At 40.8% G+C, this 21,011-nt stretch carries 14 protein-coding genes; 3 read left to right on the plus strand and 11 right to left on the minus strand.

What is annotated here, in order from left to right:
- Window positions 1-46 precede the first annotated feature (46 nt).
- Complete coding sequence (gene rluC / locus EL244_RS10455) at window positions 47-1,003, minus strand: 23S rRNA pseudouridine(955/2504/2580) synthase RluC (protein ID WP_126460782.1); 957 nt, start codon at window positions 1,001-1,003, stop codon at window positions 47-49.
- 617 nt (window positions 1,004-1,620) lie between these two features.
- Between rluC and rne the strand changes: the two genes are divergently transcribed.
- Window positions 1,621-4,830 (plus strand): ribonuclease E, encoded by a 3,210-nt coding sequence (gene rne, locus EL244_RS10460; protein ID WP_126460785.1) that lies wholly within the window; start codon window positions 1,621-1,623, stop codon window positions 4,828-4,830.
- Between the two features lie 79 nt (window positions 4,831-4,909).
- On the opposite strand, the gene EL244_RS10465 is transcribed toward rne, so the two are convergent.
- Genes EL244_RS10465 through EL244_RS10475 form a run of 3 tightly spaced genes read right to left on the minus strand, consistent with a single transcriptional unit; the run spans window position 4,910 to window position 8,612 of the window.
- Window positions 4,910-5,728: a dimethyl sulfoxide reductase anchor subunit family protein gene (locus tag EL244_RS10465; protein ID WP_126460788.1), complete on the minus strand. Its 819-nt coding sequence runs from the start codon at window positions 5,726-5,728 to the stop codon at window positions 4,910-4,912.
- 2 nt (window positions 5,729-5,730) lie between these two features.
- Window positions 5,731-6,279: a 4Fe-4S dicluster domain-containing protein gene (locus EL244_RS10470; RefSeq protein WP_172597519.1), complete on the minus strand. Its 549-nt coding sequence runs from the start codon at window positions 6,277-6,279 to the stop codon at window positions 5,731-5,733.
- 2 nt (window positions 6,280-6,281) lie between these two features.
- The gene (locus EL244_RS10475; protein WP_126460791.1) at window positions 6,282-8,612 is read right to left on the minus strand and encodes a molybdopterin-containing oxidoreductase family protein; all 2,331 of its coding nucleotides are present in this window, start codon (window positions 8,610-8,612) and stop codon (window positions 6,282-6,284) included.
- Window positions 8,613-8,817: 205 nt separating this feature from the next.
- Between EL244_RS10475 and EL244_RS10480 the strand changes: the two genes are divergently transcribed.
- Window positions 8,818-9,507 (plus strand): helix-turn-helix domain-containing protein, encoded by a 690-nt coding sequence (locus tag EL244_RS10480; protein WP_006815435.1) that lies wholly within the window; start codon window positions 8,818-8,820, stop codon window positions 9,505-9,507.
- Between the two features lie 74 nt (window positions 9,508-9,581).
- Here EL244_RS10480 and tmaR read toward each other — a convergent pair whose 3' ends face one another.
- Both tmaR and EL244_RS10500 read right to left on the minus strand, forming a co-directional pair.
- Entirely contained in the window at window positions 9,582-9,914 is a 333-nt protein-coding gene (tmaR, locus tag EL244_RS10485) for a PTS system regulator TmaR (RefSeq protein WP_039855311.1), read from the minus strand.
- A 350-nt stretch (window positions 9,915-10,264) separates the two neighbouring features.
- Complete coding sequence (locus tag EL244_RS10500; RefSeq protein ID WP_126460797.1) at window positions 10,265-10,546, minus strand: type II toxin-antitoxin system ParD family antitoxin; 282 nt, start codon at window positions 10,544-10,546, stop codon at window positions 10,265-10,267.
- Between the two features lie 353 nt (window positions 10,547-10,899).
- On the opposite strand from EL244_RS10500, the gene sbcB reads away from it, so the two are divergent.
- On the plus strand, window positions 10,900-12,339 hold the full coding sequence (sbcB, locus tag EL244_RS10505) for an exodeoxyribonuclease I (protein ID WP_126462816.1): 1,440 nt from the start codon (window positions 10,900-10,902) through the stop codon (window positions 12,337-12,339).
- A 49-nt stretch (window positions 12,340-12,388) separates the two neighbouring features.
- On the opposite strand, the gene dld is transcribed toward sbcB, so the two are convergent.
- From dld to EL244_RS10535, 5 genes are all read right to left on the minus strand, one after another.
- Window positions 12,389-14,119 carry a D-lactate dehydrogenase gene (gene dld, locus EL244_RS10510; protein ID WP_126460800.1) on the minus strand — a complete coding sequence of 577 codons (1,731 nt, stop codon included), beginning with the start codon at window positions 14,117-14,119 and terminating at the stop codon, window positions 12,389-12,391.
- Between the two features lie 388 nt (window positions 14,120-14,507).
- On the minus strand, window positions 14,508-15,890 hold the full coding sequence (locus tag EL244_RS10515; protein WP_006815442.1) for an APC family permease: 1,383 nt from the start codon (window positions 15,888-15,890) through the stop codon (window positions 14,508-14,510).
- A 518-nt stretch (window positions 15,891-16,408) separates the two neighbouring features.
- A complete protein-coding gene (locus tag EL244_RS10525) occupies window positions 16,409-16,966 on the minus strand; it encodes a hypothetical protein (RefSeq protein WP_126436952.1) in 558 nt (185 codons plus the stop codon).
- A 163-nt stretch (window positions 16,967-17,129) separates the two neighbouring features.
- A complete protein-coding gene (locus EL244_RS10530) occupies window positions 17,130-19,082 on the minus strand; it encodes a ligand-gated channel protein (protein ID WP_126460803.1) in 1,953 nt (650 codons plus the stop codon).
- Between the two features lie 351 nt (window positions 19,083-19,433).
- On the minus strand, window positions 19,434-20,921 hold the full coding sequence (locus tag EL244_RS10535; protein ID WP_006815446.1) for an amino acid permease: 1,488 nt from the start codon (window positions 20,919-20,921) through the stop codon (window positions 19,434-19,436).
- Between the last annotated feature and the right edge of the window lie 90 nt (window positions 20,922-21,011).

Consider the following 21,011-nt stretch of genomic DNA (forward strand, 5'->3'; position numbering starts at 1 on the left):
TTTTCACGTTAGCTGGTAATTCTTACCAGCTAACGCTCCAAACCAATTACTGTGATTTTTTAGCCCTAAGAATTTTTAAGCACTTATTTAAATCTTCATGCAATGGGGCAACAACTCGCATCTCTTCCCCAGTTTTAGGGTGAGTAAATGTTAATGCGTTAGCGTGAAGGAATAGGCGCTTTAAACCTGTCCCCGCAAGTTGGCTATCAAATTGCTTATCACCATAGCGGTCATCAAAAGCGATTGGATGACCCGCATGCAGTGTATGGACACGAATTTGATGAGTTCTCCCTGTAACTGGGCTAGCTTTTACCAGCGTTGCGTTATCAAAGCGTTCCTCCACCTTAAACCGCGTCTCTGATGGTTTGCCTTCGCTATTCACTCTGACAATTCGCTCGCCACTTTGTAAAATATTTTTCAGCAACGGTGCTTGAACCACTTTCATATGTGATTGCCAATTACCACGCACCAATGCCAAATAATCTTTTTGCATCTGTTTTAAACGTAATTGTTCATGCAATGCGCGCAAAGCTGAACGTTTTTTAGCAACGAGTAATATTCCTGACGTATCTCGGTCTAATCGATGTACTAATTCCAAGAAACGCGCTTCTGGACGCAATGCACGTAACCCTTCAATGACACCAAAACTCAAGCCGCTCCCCCCGTGTACCGCAGTACCCGATGGTTTATTTATCACTAAAATGGATTCATCTTCATATAGAATACAGTCCGCAAGTGCCGCGACTTTATCCAATTTAGCTGAAATAGGGGCATTTTCACGCTCAGCGACACGTACCGGAGGAACCCTGACTTGATCATTGGCTTGTAATTTGTACTCAGGTTTAATGCGACCTTTATTAACGCGGACTTCTCCCTTGCGGATGATTCGATAAATCATACTTTTAGGAACGCCTTTCAGCTTGCCCAATAGGAAGTTGTCAATACGTTGCCCTGCTTCATCATCACTAATATCAATAAATTGAACTTGGTTTTCTGTTTTCATTCGGGAATGCGCTAACTCTGATTGATTAATATACGGTCTCTCTTATGTTATCTATCATACCGATTTCGCGATTTTTTTTATCATTTTTTTTAAATTGGTCAATTTCTGCATAATCAACCCAATTTCTTGATAAAATTTCCATATAACTTACGTTACACTTGCTATAATGCACTTGGCAATGGAATAATAAGCAATGCCAAGATGTTTAAAAAACGAAAATTGGCACTGTTATCATAGTCGTAGTGATTTATTCACTTTCAGCTATAGTTATTTCTAGCTAGCAGAATACAAAGTTAGTCATAATGCAGTAGAAATTTGTTATTTGATGGCGGACTGATGCAGCAATGGCGTAAGACATCTAACAAAATCAGATAATTTAGCGAGCAACGAATTTTGGCTTATTGGGTTAGGACCTTCCGTTTTATACGATAATTACGGCATCCTGATTAAGAACGCTGAATTTTTAATCTAAAAATCAGGTTCACCGAATATTGCGCGTCTCTATACGAACGACTGCCGAGAGGCAGACGGTTTTGTAAAAATCATGAGGCCATCGGTTTACAGTAGCTCTTTCTTTCGCTGCTCTTTATATTTAAAAATAATGAGTAAGTAATAACATGAAAAGAATGCTAATAAACGCAACTCAACAGGAAGAGTTGCGTGTTGCCCTAGTCGATGGGCAACGACTCTATGATTTGGATATCGAAAGCCCAGGTCATGAGCAAAAAAAGGCGAATATTTATAAAGGTAAAATTACCCGTATTGAGCCAAGTCTAGAAGCTGCATTTGTTGATTATGGCGCTGAAAGACATGGTTTCCTTCCTATCAAAGAAATCGCTCGCGAATACTTCCCTAGTAACTATCACTCTCAAGGCCGTCCCAACATCAAAGATGTGTTGAAAGAAGGCCAAGAAGTTATCGTTCAGGTTGATAAAGAAGAACGTGGTAATAAAGGTGCTGCATTAACGACCTTTATTAGTTTGGCTGGTAGCTACTTAGTACTAATGCCAAACAACCCTCGTGCCGGCGGTATTTCTCGTCGTATTGAAGGTGAAGATCGTACTGAATTAAAAGAAGCTTTATCCTGTTTAGAAATTCCAGACGGTATGGGCTTAATTGTTCGTACTGCTGGGGTTGGTAAATCGGCTGAATCTCTGCAACAAGATTTATTGTATCGCTTACGTCACTGGGAAGCGATTCAAAAAGCGGCTGAAAACCGCCCTGCGCCTTTCTTAATCCACCAAGAAAGTAACGTTATCGTTCGTGCATTCCGCGACTATCTGCGTCCAGATATTGGTGAAATCCTCATCGATAACCCAAAAGTAGTGGAAATGGCTCGTAATCATATTGAATCCATTGGTCGTGGCGATTTTGCTAGCAAAATTAAACACTACAGTGGTGATGTGCCTTTATTCAGCCATTACCAGATTGAATCTCAAATTGAATCAGCGTTCCAACGTGAAGTCCGTTTACCTTCAGGTGGTGCGTTAGTTATCGATACAACTGAAGCATTAACTGCTATCGATATTAACTCCTCTCGTTCAACACGTGGCGGAGATATTGAAGAAACGGCATTTAATACTAACCTAGAAGCAGCTGATGAGATTGCTCGTCAATTACGTCTGCGTGACCTAGGTGGTCTAATTGTTATCGACTTTATCGATATGACCCCTGTTCGTCACCAACGAGAAGTCGAAAACCGCTTACGTGAAGCTGTGCGTCAAGACCGTGCGCGTATCCAAATCGCTCGCATCTCACGATTTGGTCTGTTGGAAATGTCCCGTCAGCGTTTGAGCCCTTCTCTGGGTGAGTCAAGCCATCACGTTTGCCCGCGTTGTACCGGTACTGGAACTATTCGTGATAATGAGTCACTGTCTCTTTCTGTTCTACGTTTAATCGAAGAAGAAGCACTGAAAGAGAATACCCATGAAGTCCATGCGATTGTACCTGTACAAATTGCGTCATACCTTCTGAACGAAAAACGTCAAGCAGTGACTGATATTGAACAGCGTCAGCGTAATGTCCGCGTCGTTATTGTTCCTAATGATCAGATGCAAACACCGCATTTCCATGTGATCCGTATTCGTAAAGGTGAAGAGATCAGTACTCTGAGCTATAACTTAGCCCAGTATCATGAAACTGAAACCTTAGCACATGCCGATGAACCATCATCTTCAGAACGCAAAGCACCTGAGCAACCGGCTATTTCTGCATTTGCATTACAAGAACCTGTTGAGATGCCAGCACTGAAACCGAAGGAAGCTCCAGCTAAAGCACCAACGAGTGCTAAAGTTGATGCCCTGCCAAAAGTCGGGTTATTTAGTAAAATTGCAGCTTTCTTTAAAGGTTTATTTGCTGAAGAAGAAAAAGTTGTTGAGCAACCAGCTCAAAAAAGCCGTCAAAATAACGACCGTCGCCGCAATAATGATCGTAATGGCAATGATCGCCGTAATAATAATCGTCGCAATAATAACCGCCGTGACCGTGATGATAATTATGAAAATCGTGATAACCGCGATAATCGTAATAATCGTAATAACCGCAATGCGCAATCCGATGATGCTGCAAACCGCAATAAGGATCGCAATAATAAAAATGCAAATCCTGTTGAAGAGCAAGCAACTGATAGCTCAACACGTGAGGCTCCACAGCGTCGTGACCAACGCGCAGACCGCCGTCGTCGCCAAGATGAGAAACGTCAGCAACAAGTAGCTAAGACTCAAGAAGATACTCAGCAAAATAATCTTGATGCAGCTGTAGCGAAAGATAAGGATGAAGAAGAGCAACGTCCAGTAGCTCCTCGTCGCCAACGTCGTCAATTAACACAGAAAATCCGTGTTACTGATAATGATCAACAAGCAAGTACTCCAGTTGTTGAAGATAAATCTGCAGCTCCAGTCGCCGCATTACCTGTAGCAACAGTTAATGTAGCGAAAAATCAAGATTTCGTTGAGTTGAATGACAATGAAAATCTGACAACTCCTCATGATCAATTAACTGATGATGAGAAGCAGGATACGATTATCCCTCGTCGCTCACGTCGTTCACCGCGCCACTTACGTGTAAGCGGTCAACGCCGTCGTCGCTACCGTGATGAGCGTCATCTGACCAAGTCACCAATGCCATTATTTGCAGCGGTTGCTTCACCTGAATTAGCATCAGGTAAAGTCTTCATTCGTTATCCTGTGATTCTTCCTCAGCAAGAAAATATGCAGATCATGACAAATGAAGAAATGCTTGAGCAGCAAAATAATAGCCAAAATCAATTAGCTATTGTTCAGTCAGTTACTGAGGTTGTTAAACAAGAGCCAATACAAATTATTGAATCTCATGTTGAGCAAGTTCAACAAACTAATGTTGATGCTGTAATAACCGATATTGAAGCACCTCAACCTGTGGTTGAAACTACCGTTGAAGAAATCAATGTAACTGTAGAAACTATGGTTGAAGCGCCTGTTGAGGTTGTAATCGAAGCACCAACGACAATCGAAAGTATTAGTACTGATATTGAGCCTGTCGTCGTAGAAACTACCGTTACAGAAACTGTAGCGGAAGACAATGTTGTAACAGAAACTGTAATTTCTGACACCGTAGTTGATGCTCCAATTATGAATGCGGTGGAAGAAGCAACAGGTAAAGCCGCAAGCTTACATAAATGTCATGCATACTCCCCAATGACTAAAGCACCAGCTCCAGCTGTAGTTGCTTCAGACTTTGAAATTAAAGAGTATCAACGTGAGCCATCCACTTTTGAATCTAAAGGTGCAGGTGGTCATGTAGCAGCCAATGTTGCAACATCAGAAATGGCAAAACCCGCCAACGTCTAATACTTAGATAACTGGTAAATAAAAGCCTTGATGGGAAACCATCAAGGCTTTTTACGATTAAAGTTAATATTTGAAAAATTTAAAACCAAGGGGCCTGTATCATAACGCTTCCATAAAATAGAGCCCTTCCCGCTAATTCACCACTAAATATAAGCAGCATCACCAATGCTATAACAATCGCTGAGGGCTGTTTCTCCTTATATCCTTTCATAACCACGATACAAGGCAACAACATGCTCATCACCACCTGCCACCAAAGCAAATAACTTCCTCCTTGGCTTGCCGGTAATTGTAAGCGGATGATTTGTGCTCCTAATACCAATGCAACACCAATCAGTACACCAATTTTGATAACTGATGGAACGGGTTTTCCTTGTCCAATAATTAATAAAGTAACGAGACTAAAACCCAGTACTATTGCACTACCAATGAACGCGATTTGTGTCGCCGGGGTATGCCATAACGGATGCGCAATCATTTGATAATAAACTTGTGCTGTCACAAAAATAGCAGCAACGCCACCAATAGCACTTAACCAGCCGAGTAACTGATTACGTACATTTACTTGAGGAGATAGCCAACATGATAGCGCCCAAAGAGTCACTACGCCGTTTAATAATACAAATGTCACCGCTTCACGGCTCAACCAAGAGTGCCCTAATCCAAGAACTGAGCGATATGCCTCTAACGGAACCCCTAAATGTCCCATCGACATCGATGAACCAACCACTTCAATCAACCAAATCAATAACACGACACGGCGTAGTGCAGAACCTGATAATAAGTTCTCTTTGCTTGCTTTCATTTGGTAAATAGTTAATGCGAAAACAGCACCGATCCCCCACTGACTCATCACTGTAAAAAATACCAGCGGGAGTTCCATATGTTTAATATCCATGATTAGTCCTCCATGCCAATGATGACAATATTCGGGTTGCTTATCGTGTGGTCAGGCATGTTGTAACTCTGTTCCAATACGCTCCAGTTAGTGGTGTGCTTCTTGCGTAATTCATTGATATCACCAAATTCGATGGCACCTGTAGGGCAAGACTCTACACACCTTGGCAATAACCCCTCATCAAGCCGTTCTGCGCACATATTACACTTGCTGGTTTTGCCTTCAGCAGGGTCAAATACGGGTGCATGATATGGGCATGCCATGATACACATTTGGCATCCAATACACTTTTCATGGTCTTGAACAACGATGCCATCAGCACGCTTCGAGTAAGTATTCGCAGGACAGACTTTTAAGCATTGAGGGTCATCACAGTGATTACATGACATCGTGATAAATGCCTGTGTATTGGGTGAGTCACCGTTGAATTCTCGAACTCGACGCCACAATACTCCCGGAGGGGTTACATTTTCTGATTTACATGCCATGGAGCAAGTTCGGCAGCCATAACAATCCTTCGTATTAATTAAAAAACCATATTGCTTTATCATAACTATGCCTCCCTTCTCACATCAACCAATGTACTGTTACAACAATGCCCAGTACCTAAATGCTCAACTTGGTCATTAGTCACGTGGCTGCTGCTTCCTCCTTGCTGTTCCCACCAACCATTATCTAGAGAAATAACTCCCTTTTTGATATGCGTGGTCACAACCGCAATCGCTCGATGTTCACCGCGGTTATTGAACGCAATAGCCCATTCCCCATCTCTGATACCTCGCTCTCCCGCATCTTCTGGATGGATCAAGACATTAGGTTGGTTACGATGTATTTCTAGAATCCATTCATTCATGCCATGGCTAGAGTGGACGCTACGAGCCAACTTTCGTTGCACGGCCATTAATGGGTATTTTTTAGCAAGCTCAGGGGAACCTTGCACTGATTCAGTCACCTGATAGTAAGAAACGACGGGAGAAAACTTTTTCTTTTGCCACTCTTCAATAAAAAAGTGGGCTTTTTTTGTGGATGTCCTAAATACGCCATCTTTGAATGGGATCCAGTCACCCTCTACTGGGCGAACGGGACCTTTAGCTAACATTTGGCGAGTAATGCCCGAGCCTTCTAAACAGGTATCAATATAGTGTTCAATGGGTTTATTAAATACATCGCCAAAGCCAAAACGCTCTGCTAATTGTGCGAAAATCCAATAATCTGGTTTTGCTTCGCCTACGGGTTCGACAGCTTTCTCCATCAACTGTACATATTGGCTACGTACCCCCGCCATCAAGCTAGTATCTTCAAAGATTGTCGTTACGGGTAAGACTAAATCTGCATACAATGCCGTTGAACTCATTAAATTATCGGCAACAACAACAAACGGAACTTTTTTGAGAGCCTCACGGACTTTGTTCGTATTCGGTAATTGCGTCATCACCCCCATTGTCATAATCCACCAAAAATTAATTGGATGTGGCTGATCATTAACAATGTACTCGCCGACCTTAGATACAGGGATCGGTGGAATATTTTTAGCATTTGGAGCTGGAGGGACAATGGCATTAAATTTTGCCATCTGACGAGCCCCACCAGCATCACAGACACCCGCTCCACGTTTACCTATATTTCCTGTCAACAGTGCGAGATAAAACTGGCTAGCAGCGACATAAGTGCCATATTCTGTACGCTGAGCGCCAGACATATTTTGTACAATCATCGATGGGGTTAACGATGAATAGTCCCTAGCAAGGCGTACAATAGTTTCAACCGGAACGTCCGTTTCCTTAGATACTCGCTGAGTATCCCATCCTTTCGCTTGCTGATAAATTTGTTCAAAAACAGTTGTAAATCCAGTATTTTCAGGCAATTCGCTTTGATGTAGTGCGGGTTGAATACCCGAAAGGTCATGACGGGCTGGCTTTTGACTTATCATATCAAAGACCAAATAACTGTCCTTATCGCTATCATCCTCTCTAATTTGATGTTGATCCTTATCGACAAGATAGACAGCTCCGGTGTGCGCCCGTAAAAAGTCCTCATCAATTCGATTCTCTTCAATAATGATTTTTATCATGCCTAACGCGAGTGCAGTATCCGTTCCTGGAATGATAGGTACCCATTCATCTGCTTTTGCCGCAGTTTCATTAAATCGTGGGTCGATAACAACTAGTCGTGCGCCATTTTTACGCCCCTGATTATAATTTTTAAAATAGGCTTGCATCGTCACTGCGGGGTTATTTCCCCAACAGAGAATATAACGACTATCTGCAATCGTATCTCGCGTATCTGCATAACGCAGTCCCAACATGGGGATCATGGCGGCGGTAACCGCCGAACAGCACAGTGAACCTGCCTGTTTTGTAGAACCTCCGAGGTAATCAAAAAATGCCTTACCCATATCATTTTTAATCGAGTCCATATTTCCTGCATGGGTCGAAATAAATAAGCCTTCATTACCATATTTATCAATAGTTTCTCGGATATTTTTCTCAATCAAATCCAATGCTTCATCCCATGAAATTGGTTTGAACTCAGCTTTACCTTTCTCACCAACTCTGAGTAATGGTGTCGTCACCCGTTCTGCATGGTATACCCATTTAGTTCTGCTCATTCCTCGTAAGCAGCACTTCACGTTAAAACCTTCAGTCGCTTGTATTTTCATCAACTTACCTTGATAGGTATAGGCGGTAAGGTTGCAATGTAAACACTCCATAGCACAAGTTGAACGAAACGTTTTATAGTCCGATAGCTTTAATCGCACTTTGGGTAAAGGCTGATTATTATTGGCTTGTACAAATGAGCTCGGTGCTATCGTCGCCAAGCCGACAACACCCATTCCTTTGAGTAAAGTTCGGCGATTTAATCGTAATTCATCGTAAATTTTCATTATGGTAAACCTCAACATTGCCTTAAATTTAGTTCACCATATGTATACTCCATTCATAATAAGTGAACTTGCTTCATGTCAAAGTTACTCTTGTTTGATCTAAAATTTACCCATGAGTGTGATCGTGCTTTGCCCCTATATCGGTTATTAGTTCCTACTCTTAACTCATGGTAAAATCAGCGGTCTAGATAAAACGAGGTTATGTATGACTACACTGCAAGGTGTTAATTCTGTTGATATTGCTGTAAGTATTCTTAATTTCATCGCACAAAATGGTGGTATTGCGCGTGCGGCTGATATCTCCAAAGGCTGCGAAATATCGAAAAGCCGCTTACATAAATATTTAGTTTCGTTATGTCGGACTCAAATGCTTTATCAAGATGTACAAACCAGCCGCTATGGTTTAGGTCCAAATTTGTCATTCTTAGCCAGTTTTGTTGCAACAGAAGGGTCAATTGTTGAAGTGATAAACCAAAGTTTGATCCATTTTCGTGACACACAGAATGTTTCCACGGGACTCGCTATTCGTATTGGTAAAACATTGTCCTTGGTAAAATACAATCGTAGCTTTAAAAATGTAGAAATTGATTTTCTCCCCAATACACCTTTACCCATTGATAAAAGCGCAGCAGGATTAATTTATTGTGCATTTGATAAACAATTTACCACTCATCCATTTTCTGATGACGAACTAAATCATATTATTCAGCAAGGTTACGCGATTCGTTATTTACCCACAGAAGGGATCCCTGGAGCACAATCTATTGCTTGCCCGATATTCAATCAACAAGGTGAATTGGTTGCGGCAGCTATCACGATGGGGTTTATTGAGAACGAAGAGATGGAGCGGTTGGCAAGTGCATTAATTAAGCAAGTGAAGACGCTTATTTTATAATTTTGGCAGGTTTCTTTCTCTAAAAAAGAAGCTGAAATTTTATCAGCTTCTTTAAAATTAAATTAAAACGAATATTACTTCGATTCAGGTCGAGCTAGTTCACCCATCTCTTTCAATTTTTTAGAGATTTCTCGACGTTCTTTCGATAACTCTGCATTTTTAATGATGTAATCGTCGATACGGTCATCATAGTCACTGCGCATATTCGCGATAATGCCTTGAATATCATCAATGGACATACCAGGTTTAATATATTCACCTAGGTTATCTAGAAGTAAAACACGTTTTTGGTTATCACGGATTTTCTTCTCGTTATCCGTTATTTCACGGCGAATTTTATTTTTACGGCGAAACATACGCACAAATTCCAGTACATTTTGGAAAGTTGGTTTATTGGCGTTGTCCATGTTTAACATCCTCTATTCAATATTAAAAATGTATTGTCTCCTAACACAATACCTTCTTCTATGGTCACCTTACAAGATGCATTCGCTATTTTATTGATTTAATGTTACTCATAACATCTTGGTATTGATTCAATACACGGATCACTGTTTTGGAGTATGTGGAGGGAATAAAAAAGACAGTGTGATTTTCAACGGGCAACGAGAATATATTTCGCCCTAATTCTCGTCGTTGTACACCAATATCATGGTGAGCTAACAACTCAAAACTGTTAGTGAGCCGAATGAGATACTATTCAGCCTTTTTAATACCAAAATGCTTCTGGCTATACCTCCAAATGGCTTCTAAATCCTCATTCGCTTTTGGGGTCAGATTTATCGTTTTCATTTTTAACCTTATCTTTCATCCGTTGAAGGAATTTGGTTTGATCCCAAGCAATTGGCGACCCACTGCTCAGCCCTTCAGCAAGAAGATCTTTTAATTCTTGCACATTCGATTGCGCTTGCTTTTCCTTGAGTAAACGCAAGGCATCGCGTAAGACTTCACTCTGTGTTCTGTAATCCCCTGAATTCACTAATGAATCGATAAAATCACGAAGTTCGTCGCCGAGGTCGACTGTCATTGTTCTTGCCATAAGCGTTCTCATGTAAGATATATTCTTACAGCTAGTATAGATTCATCTATTTTTTTGATCCAGATTATTTTTTATACTCAATTTCTCTAGACTACTTTTGAGGTTAATATGGATAAGACACGCCTTCACAGTGATGTAATCGCAGAGCTTCTACGAAATGAACCGAATCTTATTAAATATTATTTACAGCAAGCTTTGCTTGAAGCTAATGAAGATGGCGGCCAAGAATCACTTATTCAGTGTCTATCCCATATAATGCAATCTCTAACTCCCACATAAGTTTAGATTTTTCACTAGATGGTTTACCATAGCGTCAAACCGTAATGCGTTTGCACCAATCACCTAAATCGACGATGGACCTCATTTTGAAAAATAAGCATAATCAGCCGACCTTCTTTATTCATGACTATGAAACATTTGGTAAGCATCCGGCTTTGGATCGCCCTGCACAGTTTGCGGGCGTGCGGACAGACTTAGATTTCAATATCATCGATGAACCTGAAGTATTTTACTGCAAACCTACTGATGACTACCTACCTCAACCAGAAGCCGTCATGATCACCGGAATAACCCCGCAAATTGCCCAAGCTAATGGGGTGAATGAAGCCGAGTTTGCTAAACGTATCCATCAGTCATTTAGTACGCCCAACACCTGCATTATGGGTTACAACAATATTCGCTTTGATGATGAAGTCACACGAAATATTTTTTATCGTAATTTTTATGACCCATACGCCTACAGCTGGCAGCAAGGAAACTCTCGTTGGGATCTACTCGATGCTCTACGCGCTTGTTTTGCACTGCGCCCTGAAGGAATTAACTGGCCAGAAAATGATGACGGGCTACCTAGCCTACGCCTTGAACATTTAACCAAAGCTAACGGTGTTGCCCATGAAAATGCCCATGATGCAATGTCCGATGTTCTGGCAACTATCAATATGGCAAAGCTACTTAAACAAGCCCAACCGCGCATGTTTGATTATTTTTATCAGTTGCGAAATAAAAATAAAGTCAGTCAACTCATCGATATTGTGGAGATGACACCTCTGGTGCATGTTTCAGGTATGTTTGGTGCACTGCGCTCTTATGTTAGCTTAGTTGCACCATTAGCTTGGCATCCAGAGAATAAAAATGCAGTGATTATGTGTGACCTGTCTGCCGACATGTCGCCGCTTCTCACGTTAAATTCGGATGAACTGCGTGGGCGCTTATACACACCGAAAGCTGAATTAGGTGATGCCCTTCCGGTACCAATTAAGTTAGTTCATATTAATAAATGTCCAATTCTTGCTCCGGAAAAAACTTTACGTACCGTCGATGCAGAGCGTACAGGAATTGATCGCGATTTATGTCTGCGTAATTTAGAAATATTGCGTAAAAATCCAGATGTTCGTAATAAATTGATTGAGATTTTTAGTGTTGACCAGCAATTTGAAGAATCGAATGATGTTGACAGGCAAATCTATAGTGGTTTCTTTTCACCCTCCGATCGTTCCACCATGGATATCATTCGTGAAACTGCACCCCAAAATCTACCAGGGTTAGATTTAAGCTTTGAAGATAAGCGCATGAAAGAGTTATTTTTCCGCTATAAAGCGCGTAACTACCCTGCAACCCTATCTTATGATGAGCAACAACGTTGGCTGCAACATCGTCGTGACTATTTTACTGAAGCTCGTTTAACTGAATATATGCAGCAAATTCAGCTCTTAATGGATATTCATCATGAAGATGAGAAGCGTTGTCAGCAGCTAAAAGCGCTCGTCAGTTATGCCGCAGATCTCGCCAGTTAGTTTTTAGATTAAAAATGGGCAGAATTTCTGCCCATCAATCTATACTCACCTATTCATGATCACAACCGCAATCACCATCCCAATGTTTCCGTTTCGTGGTTTTACCCAGTCCCGGATTCATCGTATTGGTTGGGTCTGTTTCTTTATAGAATGTTTTTAATTGCATCGGAGCCTTATATAAATGCCCGACATTATGTTCAGCTGGATACTGAGCACCTCTTTCATCTAAAAGAGCCAACATTTTCTCTTTCAGTTCTTTAGGATTTACCCCTTTTTTCAACACATAATCCTGATGCATTACATGACACATAAAATGTCCGCAATATAATTTATGGACGATGAGATCTTCAATTTCAGGCGGTAATTTTTCAAACCAATCTCGGTCATTCCGTCTTAGCGCAATATCTAACGGTAATACATCCTCAACATCTTTATTATGTACCGCATGGTAACGAACTGCGGATCCCGCTGCCGCAAAACGATGTAAGAAGGCTTTAGCACCCTCTTCCGGTGTGCATTCAAAATAACCGCCATCGGCTGTTGCAAAGAATGATTTCAGCCAAACTTTTGCCTCATCAATACCGTCCCCTGCCATTTTAAGCATTAAATGGTGCTCATATTTATCACGGAACTGTTTCATGCGTGGCGGTAAATGGGATGGCCATAGTTTACTTAATAGCTGCATAGTGCGGTCGATTAAGTTGGATGGAAGCAATGGAACTTTATTCAGTACTGCATCCATTCGCCCTTTAATGGTAAAAAAGGTTGGCATTTTATCTGTACCAAACTTATCTATCATTAAAAAGGTGTCTTTACCGTAGATTTCTGCAATATCAAAACAACCACGGTGCATATACTCGCCCGCAACTGGGAGATTTTCAAACTCACTCAGGATATGGCGGCGAATATCTTCCAAGACGTCTGGATTATTCGATCCAATGTAGAAAACTTGGGTTGCTTTATCGGCAGGGAACGTGTCTAAACGCACAGCAAAAACGGCTAACTTACCTGCACACCCAGACGCTTCAAATAATCGACGCTCATCCGCATTAAATCGTGATGGCGTATCTGCATTAACATCACGTACACGCTGGGCATATTCGTGGTCAGATGCCAGTTTGTTACTCGGCTGTACATCGTCGCTACTATAGTGACGATTCTGCAAATTAGTCAGGATTTCTTCCGAAGTTTCACCCAATGCAATCCCTAAGTGGTTAACTAGCTCAACAGTGCCTTCTTCATTCACACGTCCATATAGCGCCAGCTCGGTATAAGCTGGACCTCTGCGTACCAATGAGCCACCAGAGCTATTACAAATGCCGCCCACGACTGAAGCTCCAATACAGGAGGAACCAATAAGGGAATGGGGTTCACGACCCAGTGGTTTTAGAATTTTTTCGAGGTCATATAATGTACTTCCTGGCATTGCAACCACTTGGTTCAACTCAGGTAAGACTTGAATTTGGTTAAGGCGTAATGTGCTAATAATCACGATATCACGATCATAATCATAGCCGCTTGGTGTAGAGCCTTCGGTGAGACCAGTATTTGCGGCTTGCATGATGACAATTTTGTCAGCTTCAACACAGGCTTTAAATACATACCATTGTTCTAATAACGTTGTGGGAAATACAACCGCAATAGCATCGCCCACGCCGGAACGAAAACCTTTCCGATAGCGTTCTGTTTTATGGGGTTCGGTGAGGATATTTTTTTTGCCAACAATGTTCCTGAGTGTGAGTAATAGTCGTTGGTTCTCAGGATTTTTCACATCATTCATTACATGCCTTCCTGTCAGGGTCTTGTCATTAAACCCATCCACAATATCACATAAGATTAATATGTTAAGAAATTATTAATACCCTACTGAAAACAAAAACAGCGCCCAAAGGCGCTGTTTTATCAGTCATCAATTTGCCGTTTGCAGTTTAACTATTCTGATGCCAACCTATATTTGAAGTTATATTCAATTTAGGCAACTTATGTTGACATATACTCGAGCAGTAGCCAGCAACGTTATAGAGCGATGTATGAAAGATTATTTCTCTAAATAGTTCATCGTTGTAGCTAGGCGGCAAGCAAGCTAGACCCTAGGAGCATACATAAGTATGTGACTAGGGCTAGCGCGTGCAGCCAACAACGCTACAACATGAAATATAACGAGAAAATCACACGTCGCTCATCTGCGGCATCGGCCTACGAAACATCCGCGTAAGAATAGCCATATACACCAATCCGACAACCGTCCAAATCAGCCCATACACCATTGAGTCTTCTTCAATATTCAACCACAGCACACAAACCGTCAGTGTTCCGATAATCGGTAATATCAGATAGTTGACGATATTCTTAAAGCCTTGCATACGGCGCTCACGAATAAAGAACTGACTAATGACGGAAATATTCACAAAGGTGAAGGCTATCAATGCACCAAAGTTAATTAATGCCGTTGCAAAGTCCATCTCAAACCAAATAGCGCCTAACGCTAAGAAGCCGACTAACAGTACATTATAAGCTGGAGTACGCCATTTTGGACTGACATAACCAAAGACTTTTTCAGGGAATACGCCATCACGCCCCATAACATACATCAGTCGTGCACTACCCGCGTGAGCGGCCATGCCAGAGGCCAATACAGTCACACATGAGAAAACAAGAATGATTGCTTGGAAGAACGATCCCGCAACAAATCTCATGATATCTGGCTGAGTCTCATTAATATTCGCAAAACGTGAAACGTCTGGGAAAAATTGCTGCAAGAAGAACGAAACGGTAATAAAGATAACCCCGCCAATCAGTGCTGTTAGGAAAATAGCACGCGGAATAACTTTACCAGCGTTTGGCGTTTCTTCAGACAATGAACTCAATCCGTCAAAACCTAAGAATGAGAAGCAAAGAATTGTTGCCCCTGCAATTAAAGGGACCAATTCTGTTTTTTCGTTCGCAAATGGATTAAAAGACCAGATCTCCCCCGAGCCTTCACCATTTGAAACACCATGAATAACTAATCCTGTAAAGACCGCCATTACCCCAATTTGAATAATTGCGATAACGGTACTTAAGTTAGCAATAACGTTGATACCGCGTAGGTTTGCAGCAGTCATTAAGATCACTAAACCAACAACAAAAATCGCAGGTTCAACATTTGGGAAAATATCTTGTAAATAAATTTTTGCCAATAAGATATTGATCATTGGCATGAAAATATAGGACAGCAAAGATGTCCAACCCACAAGGAAACCAATATGTGGACTCATTGATTTTTGGGCATAAGTATACGCTGAACCGGCAGATGGGAAGCGTTTCACCAGCTTACCGTAGCTCAGAGCAGTAAACAGTATTGCAGCGAGTGCAATAATGTATGAAGTCGGGACGTGACCACCCGTTTTATCCGATACCATTCCGAATGTATCGAAAATAGTCATTGGCTGGATATACGCAATACCGATCATCACCACTTGTACAAGGGTTAATGTCTTCGCAAGTTGGACTCGGTTATTCGCACCAGTTTGGTTGTGGCCGATATCTAAAGGTACAGAATTATTTTGCATGACAATGCCCTCCCATAACTTTAGATTGAGCCCGACTTCGACTTAATCTACAGTTACTGGGAAGACTTTGCATCTGTCTATAAGCAGAGAAAAAGGATGAGAGGAAGAAAGTCGGGTGTGCAAAGCTGCTTGCCCCGTAGTCATCGATGCGGCAGCGACGACCGCTTGGTCCTGCTGCGAGAGCAAAAAAGTAAGCCATAAAAGCATTCCTCAAATCGGTAGCATTCTGTGTTAGCTACACGTAAATATTTATCTATCCGGCCTAATATCCGGCCCCATTAAAATGAATGAACCCTAAAAAGCAAAAAAACCGATGCCGTTTTTATCGAGCATCAGTCAATTTTTTGTCCGCGCATTTTGCACGTCACGTCTAGAAATAGCAAGCTAATTTGTTAATTAAACACCCTATTTCCTATGAGAGTTTTTGATGAATTTACCCTTTTTGTCCGCATTACTAATAAAGTTACTATTTCCTATAAATTCATATCAAAAACCCTTTAATTTAATACAAATAAGTTTCAAACAGGGCGATCTAATTTATTGGCGGATTTTTCAAGTAACATATCCAAACTCGAATGTAGAAGCTTACTTTTCACCGATTTGCTTTCTGGTAATAATTTCGAGCCAACTTTGTTATCCATGGTATAAATAGTGACCTTACCTTCCTCATGTTTATAAATCAAAAGACCATCAACGCCGAAATCATATTGATCTTTAAAATCACGAAGAACCGTTTGCATTTTATTTCTCGAAATATCGTCACCATTAACTGCTTTACGTAATTCATCGACAGATAACCCTACAGGGATTGAGTAAAGATATAAAACCTCCACCTCTGACTCTCCATCATCAATACCATTGCATATAAAGCAACCGTCTCTCTGTACCGATGATAGTCGCTCTAACTTACGCAATTCGATAAGTAGTTTTTGTCCATCCTGATACGGTGACTCTGAGATGTCCAAAAAGACTAATCGATAAGGCCCAGGATCTCCTGCCATTGTTGAAGGGATGCTGCCGATAAAAATGAGTAATCCAATACACCAAACTCGTAGGTAGCTTCTAAATTTAGACATTTCCTTTCCTATCAGAGAAATCAGAGACAAGTAGATTGCAGTTTTTTGATCTTTCTTTCTATGAGTAGATATCTGAATAATCGTTTGATGTCTAAATCATAGTACAAAAAAACCCTTTGGCTATTCACCAAAGGGTTCAATTAACAAAAATCGCTAATTAGTATTAGAAGTTATAGTTGATGCCTACGTTATAACGGCGGCCTTCTAAAACTTTACCATTATCTTCCGCTGTGATCTGTTTATCAAAGATGTTATATACCCCACCCACTAAATTAAGATTTTTATTAATGTGGTAACTTGCACCAAGGTCAACGAAAGTATAAGACGGACGTTCTTTTTCCATACTGGTACGTGATAAGAATGAGCTACTTCTACCATTGAAGTTTACACGATTCCATAACTGTAAATCTTCTCTTGCCTGCCACGTCAGAGTTCCGTTAGCCATGTGCTTAGGTGTGCGGCTTAATGGTTTTCCACTAAATTTGCCACTTTTTTGCTCTGATTTTGAGTAAGTATAGTTTGCTGCAAAGATTAAGTCTGACGTTATATCCCAGTTAAAGGTCACTTCAGCACCACGTAAATTCGCTTTATCCACGTTAAAACGCTTACTGATAAAGTCATACTCGTGACCTAATCCCTCTTCTTTGGAACATTTTTTATCTGTTCCAACACCACAGATACGCTCTTCCGTGATCTTGTCTTTAAAATCTGTATTAAAGATGGTTAAACCAATATTTAGATTATCTTGGTTATTCCAAATAACACCGATCTCTTCGGTCACACTTTTTTCAGGTTTTAAATTGGAGCTGCCAAAGATGACTGCATCATAGTTATTACCACCTGTTGCTTGTCCCCAAGAATCTGATGACTGACGCAGATCTGGTGCCCTATACCCTGTAGATACACCACCTTTAACCGTCCATTGCTCATCAGCGTGCCAGATACCATAAAGACGTGGTGTCCAATGAGAACCAAAATTCTCATCTTTATCCATACGTAAACCACCAGTTAATGCAAAATCATTGGTGATTAACCATTCATCTTCTGCAAATAGCGCCCAACTCCATCGGTCTAATTTGTTATAGCCTTTGATATGGTTACTTTCATCTTGCAGTTTTTCTTTACGATACTGACCACCAAGACTTAAACTATGATCACCCAGTAAAAAAACACTTTGATTACGGAATATCGTATCTTCAAATTTCATCTTACGACCTGGGTTGTCAGATTTATCATGTTGAATATAAGTATCTGTTGTACCAAAATCATAAGAGCCGTTATGTGTTAATGCCAGATGCGTTAGCTCATATTTATTAAAGCTATCTTTCTTCGTTGCCGTTTTTCCTACGGTAGAATCACGATGTTGATTGTCTTTTTTGAAATCAAAATCGAAGCTGTTCTTTTCATCCGGTGTTAAAGATAATGTTCCACCACCATTAGTCATAATTTGGCGGTTATAGCCACCTACAAATTTATCTTCATTTCGGTGTGAATATAGCCCATTCAATTTAACGCCCAGCAGTCCATCGATTAAGGGACCAGATGTATAGAAGCTGCCTTGTCCTATATTCCCAGAATCTTTATCTTCTGTGATCGTAGTATCTGCACGTAAACTAGTTGTCCATTCTTGCTGCACACGACGAGTAATAATGTTAATTACCCCACCCATGGCATCTGAACCATATAATGATGACATTGGACCACGTACAACTTCAATACGCTCAATCGCAGGCAATGGTGGTAACCAACCTTGTTCGATACCAGAACCATCGCTATTTGGCCGAGTATTACGTGTATCTACACGTTTACCATCGATTAAAATCATGGTGTATTTTGCATCCATACCTCGGATGCTAATATCGGATCCACTTCCTCCACCAGTTACCTGTACTCCCGGTAAATCTTTCAACGCATCAGTAACATCGCGGTAAGCTTTATTTTCTAATTGCTCACGGGTCACTACAGAAATTGATGCGGGAGCATCTTCAATTTTTTGCTGATATCCAGCTGCTGTTGTAACATAAATTTTATCTTTGCTGTCATCAGCAAATGCAGGTGCCACGCTAATAGCCGCAATAATACTGACCGCTATTTTTCTTTTAGTAAAAACAACCATTCCCGATTCTCCATGAGATTTTTTCTTTTAACTATGAATTTTCTATGCTCAGCATCAGGTTCAACGAACCATAGAGGTCTGTAGTTTTTATTATGTAAATCATTAAACTTATTGTGGATTTATAGCCTGAGAGCTATTCCAAAACCCAATAAGTAACTGACTCTCATTTGCAGGCGCTAACAATAAAGTAAATAAGAATACTTATCAATAGCATTATTGATCAATTCATTTCTTTTGATAACGTATTTATGGGATGCGCATCTAATTTCTTATGTTTTAGGCAAGATATTCGGGGTATAAAAAAAGCGCCTATATAAGGCGCTTTATGCATTTCAGTTTAGCGAGAATTCTTTACTTCTCTAGATTTTCTCGATAAGAAGGGAAACTCATATCTTTATAGCGAACAACTGATGTTTTTCTTACAATTTTATAGCCAAACCAAATCGCTAAAAATAGTGGAATACCAATATAGGTGGCAGTTACGCCTACCCAATCAATCTTATCTTCTAAGAATGCTTGATAGTTTTGGCCTAATGTAATAATTAAACACAAAACAAAAGCAAAGATAGGTCCAACAGGGAAGAAGCCTGAACGATAAGGTAAATCATTTAAATCTTTACCTTGAGCAATATAGCCTCTTCTGAATCGATAATGACTAATCGCAATCCCTAACCAAGCAATGAAACCCGTCATACCTGATGTGTTTAAAAGCCACAAGTAGACTGTTTGATTACCAAACATTGAGCTTAAGAAACATAACCCTGCGACAACTGTTGTTGCGAGTAAAGCATAGCGAGGCACGCCACCTTTAGATAAGCGAGCAAATATTTTCGGCGCTTTACCCTCACGAGCTAAGGTATATAACATACGCGTAGAGGCGTACATTCCCGAGTTCCCCGCAGACAGCACTGCCGTCAAAATAACCGCATTCATCACCGCCGCTGCTGATAATAAGCCCGCATTTTGGAATACTAAAGTAAATGGACTAACACTGATATCTTTAACATCATTACGTAACAAGCTTGGATCCGTATAAGGAATAATCAAGCTAATAATCAGAATCGCTAAGATGTAAAATAACAAAATACGCCAGAATACTTTACGCACTGCTTTAGGGATATTTTTGGCAGGATCTTGTGATTCACCCGCAGCAATACCAATTAACTCAGTACCTTGGAAAGAGAATCCGACAATCATGGCGACACCGATCATCGCAGAGAAGCCACCAGCAAATGGTGCATCACCAATTTCCCAATTATGCCAACCTGCATTTTCAGCACCATTCATGATGCCAAAAATCATCATGACACCCACAATAATAAACACAATAACTGTGGTTACTTTGATTAAAGAGAACCAATATTCTGCTTCACCAAAACCTTTCACAGAAATGTAATTCAATAAGAAAATGATGGCGAGGAAAATGGCACTCCAGATCCAGCCTGGGGTATCAGGAAACCAATAGGTCATAACTAACTGTGCAGCAACAAGGTCAACCGCGATAGTGACTGCCCAGTTGTACCAGTAGTTCCAGCCTAATGCGAAACCAAAACCTTCATCAACATACTTAGCACCATATGTTGCGAATGAGCCTGAAACCGGCATATAGGCAGCTAATTCACCTAAACTGGTCATCAGGAAATAAACCATTAAACCAATAATGGCATAAGAAAGAAGTGCTCCACCTGGTCCTGCTTGAGCCACTGTTGCACCGGATGCAACAAATAATCCAGTCCCGATGGAGCCGCCAATTGCAATCATGGCAAGGTGACGGGCTTTTAGTTCACGACGTAATCTCGGCGCGCCACCCATGGATGTATTGGTATGTTGTTCAGCCATCTGTTCCCTGTTTTTATTTTCAGTCAATAACGCGAGGGATTCTAACAAACTCAAACGGCAGAAATAAGCAACTCTTTGCTGTTATAAGAT

Origin of the sequence: Providencia rustigianii (assembly GCF_900637755.1) — a bacterium.
GTDB lineage: Bacteria > Pseudomonadota > Gammaproteobacteria > Enterobacterales > Enterobacteriaceae > Providencia > Providencia rustigianii.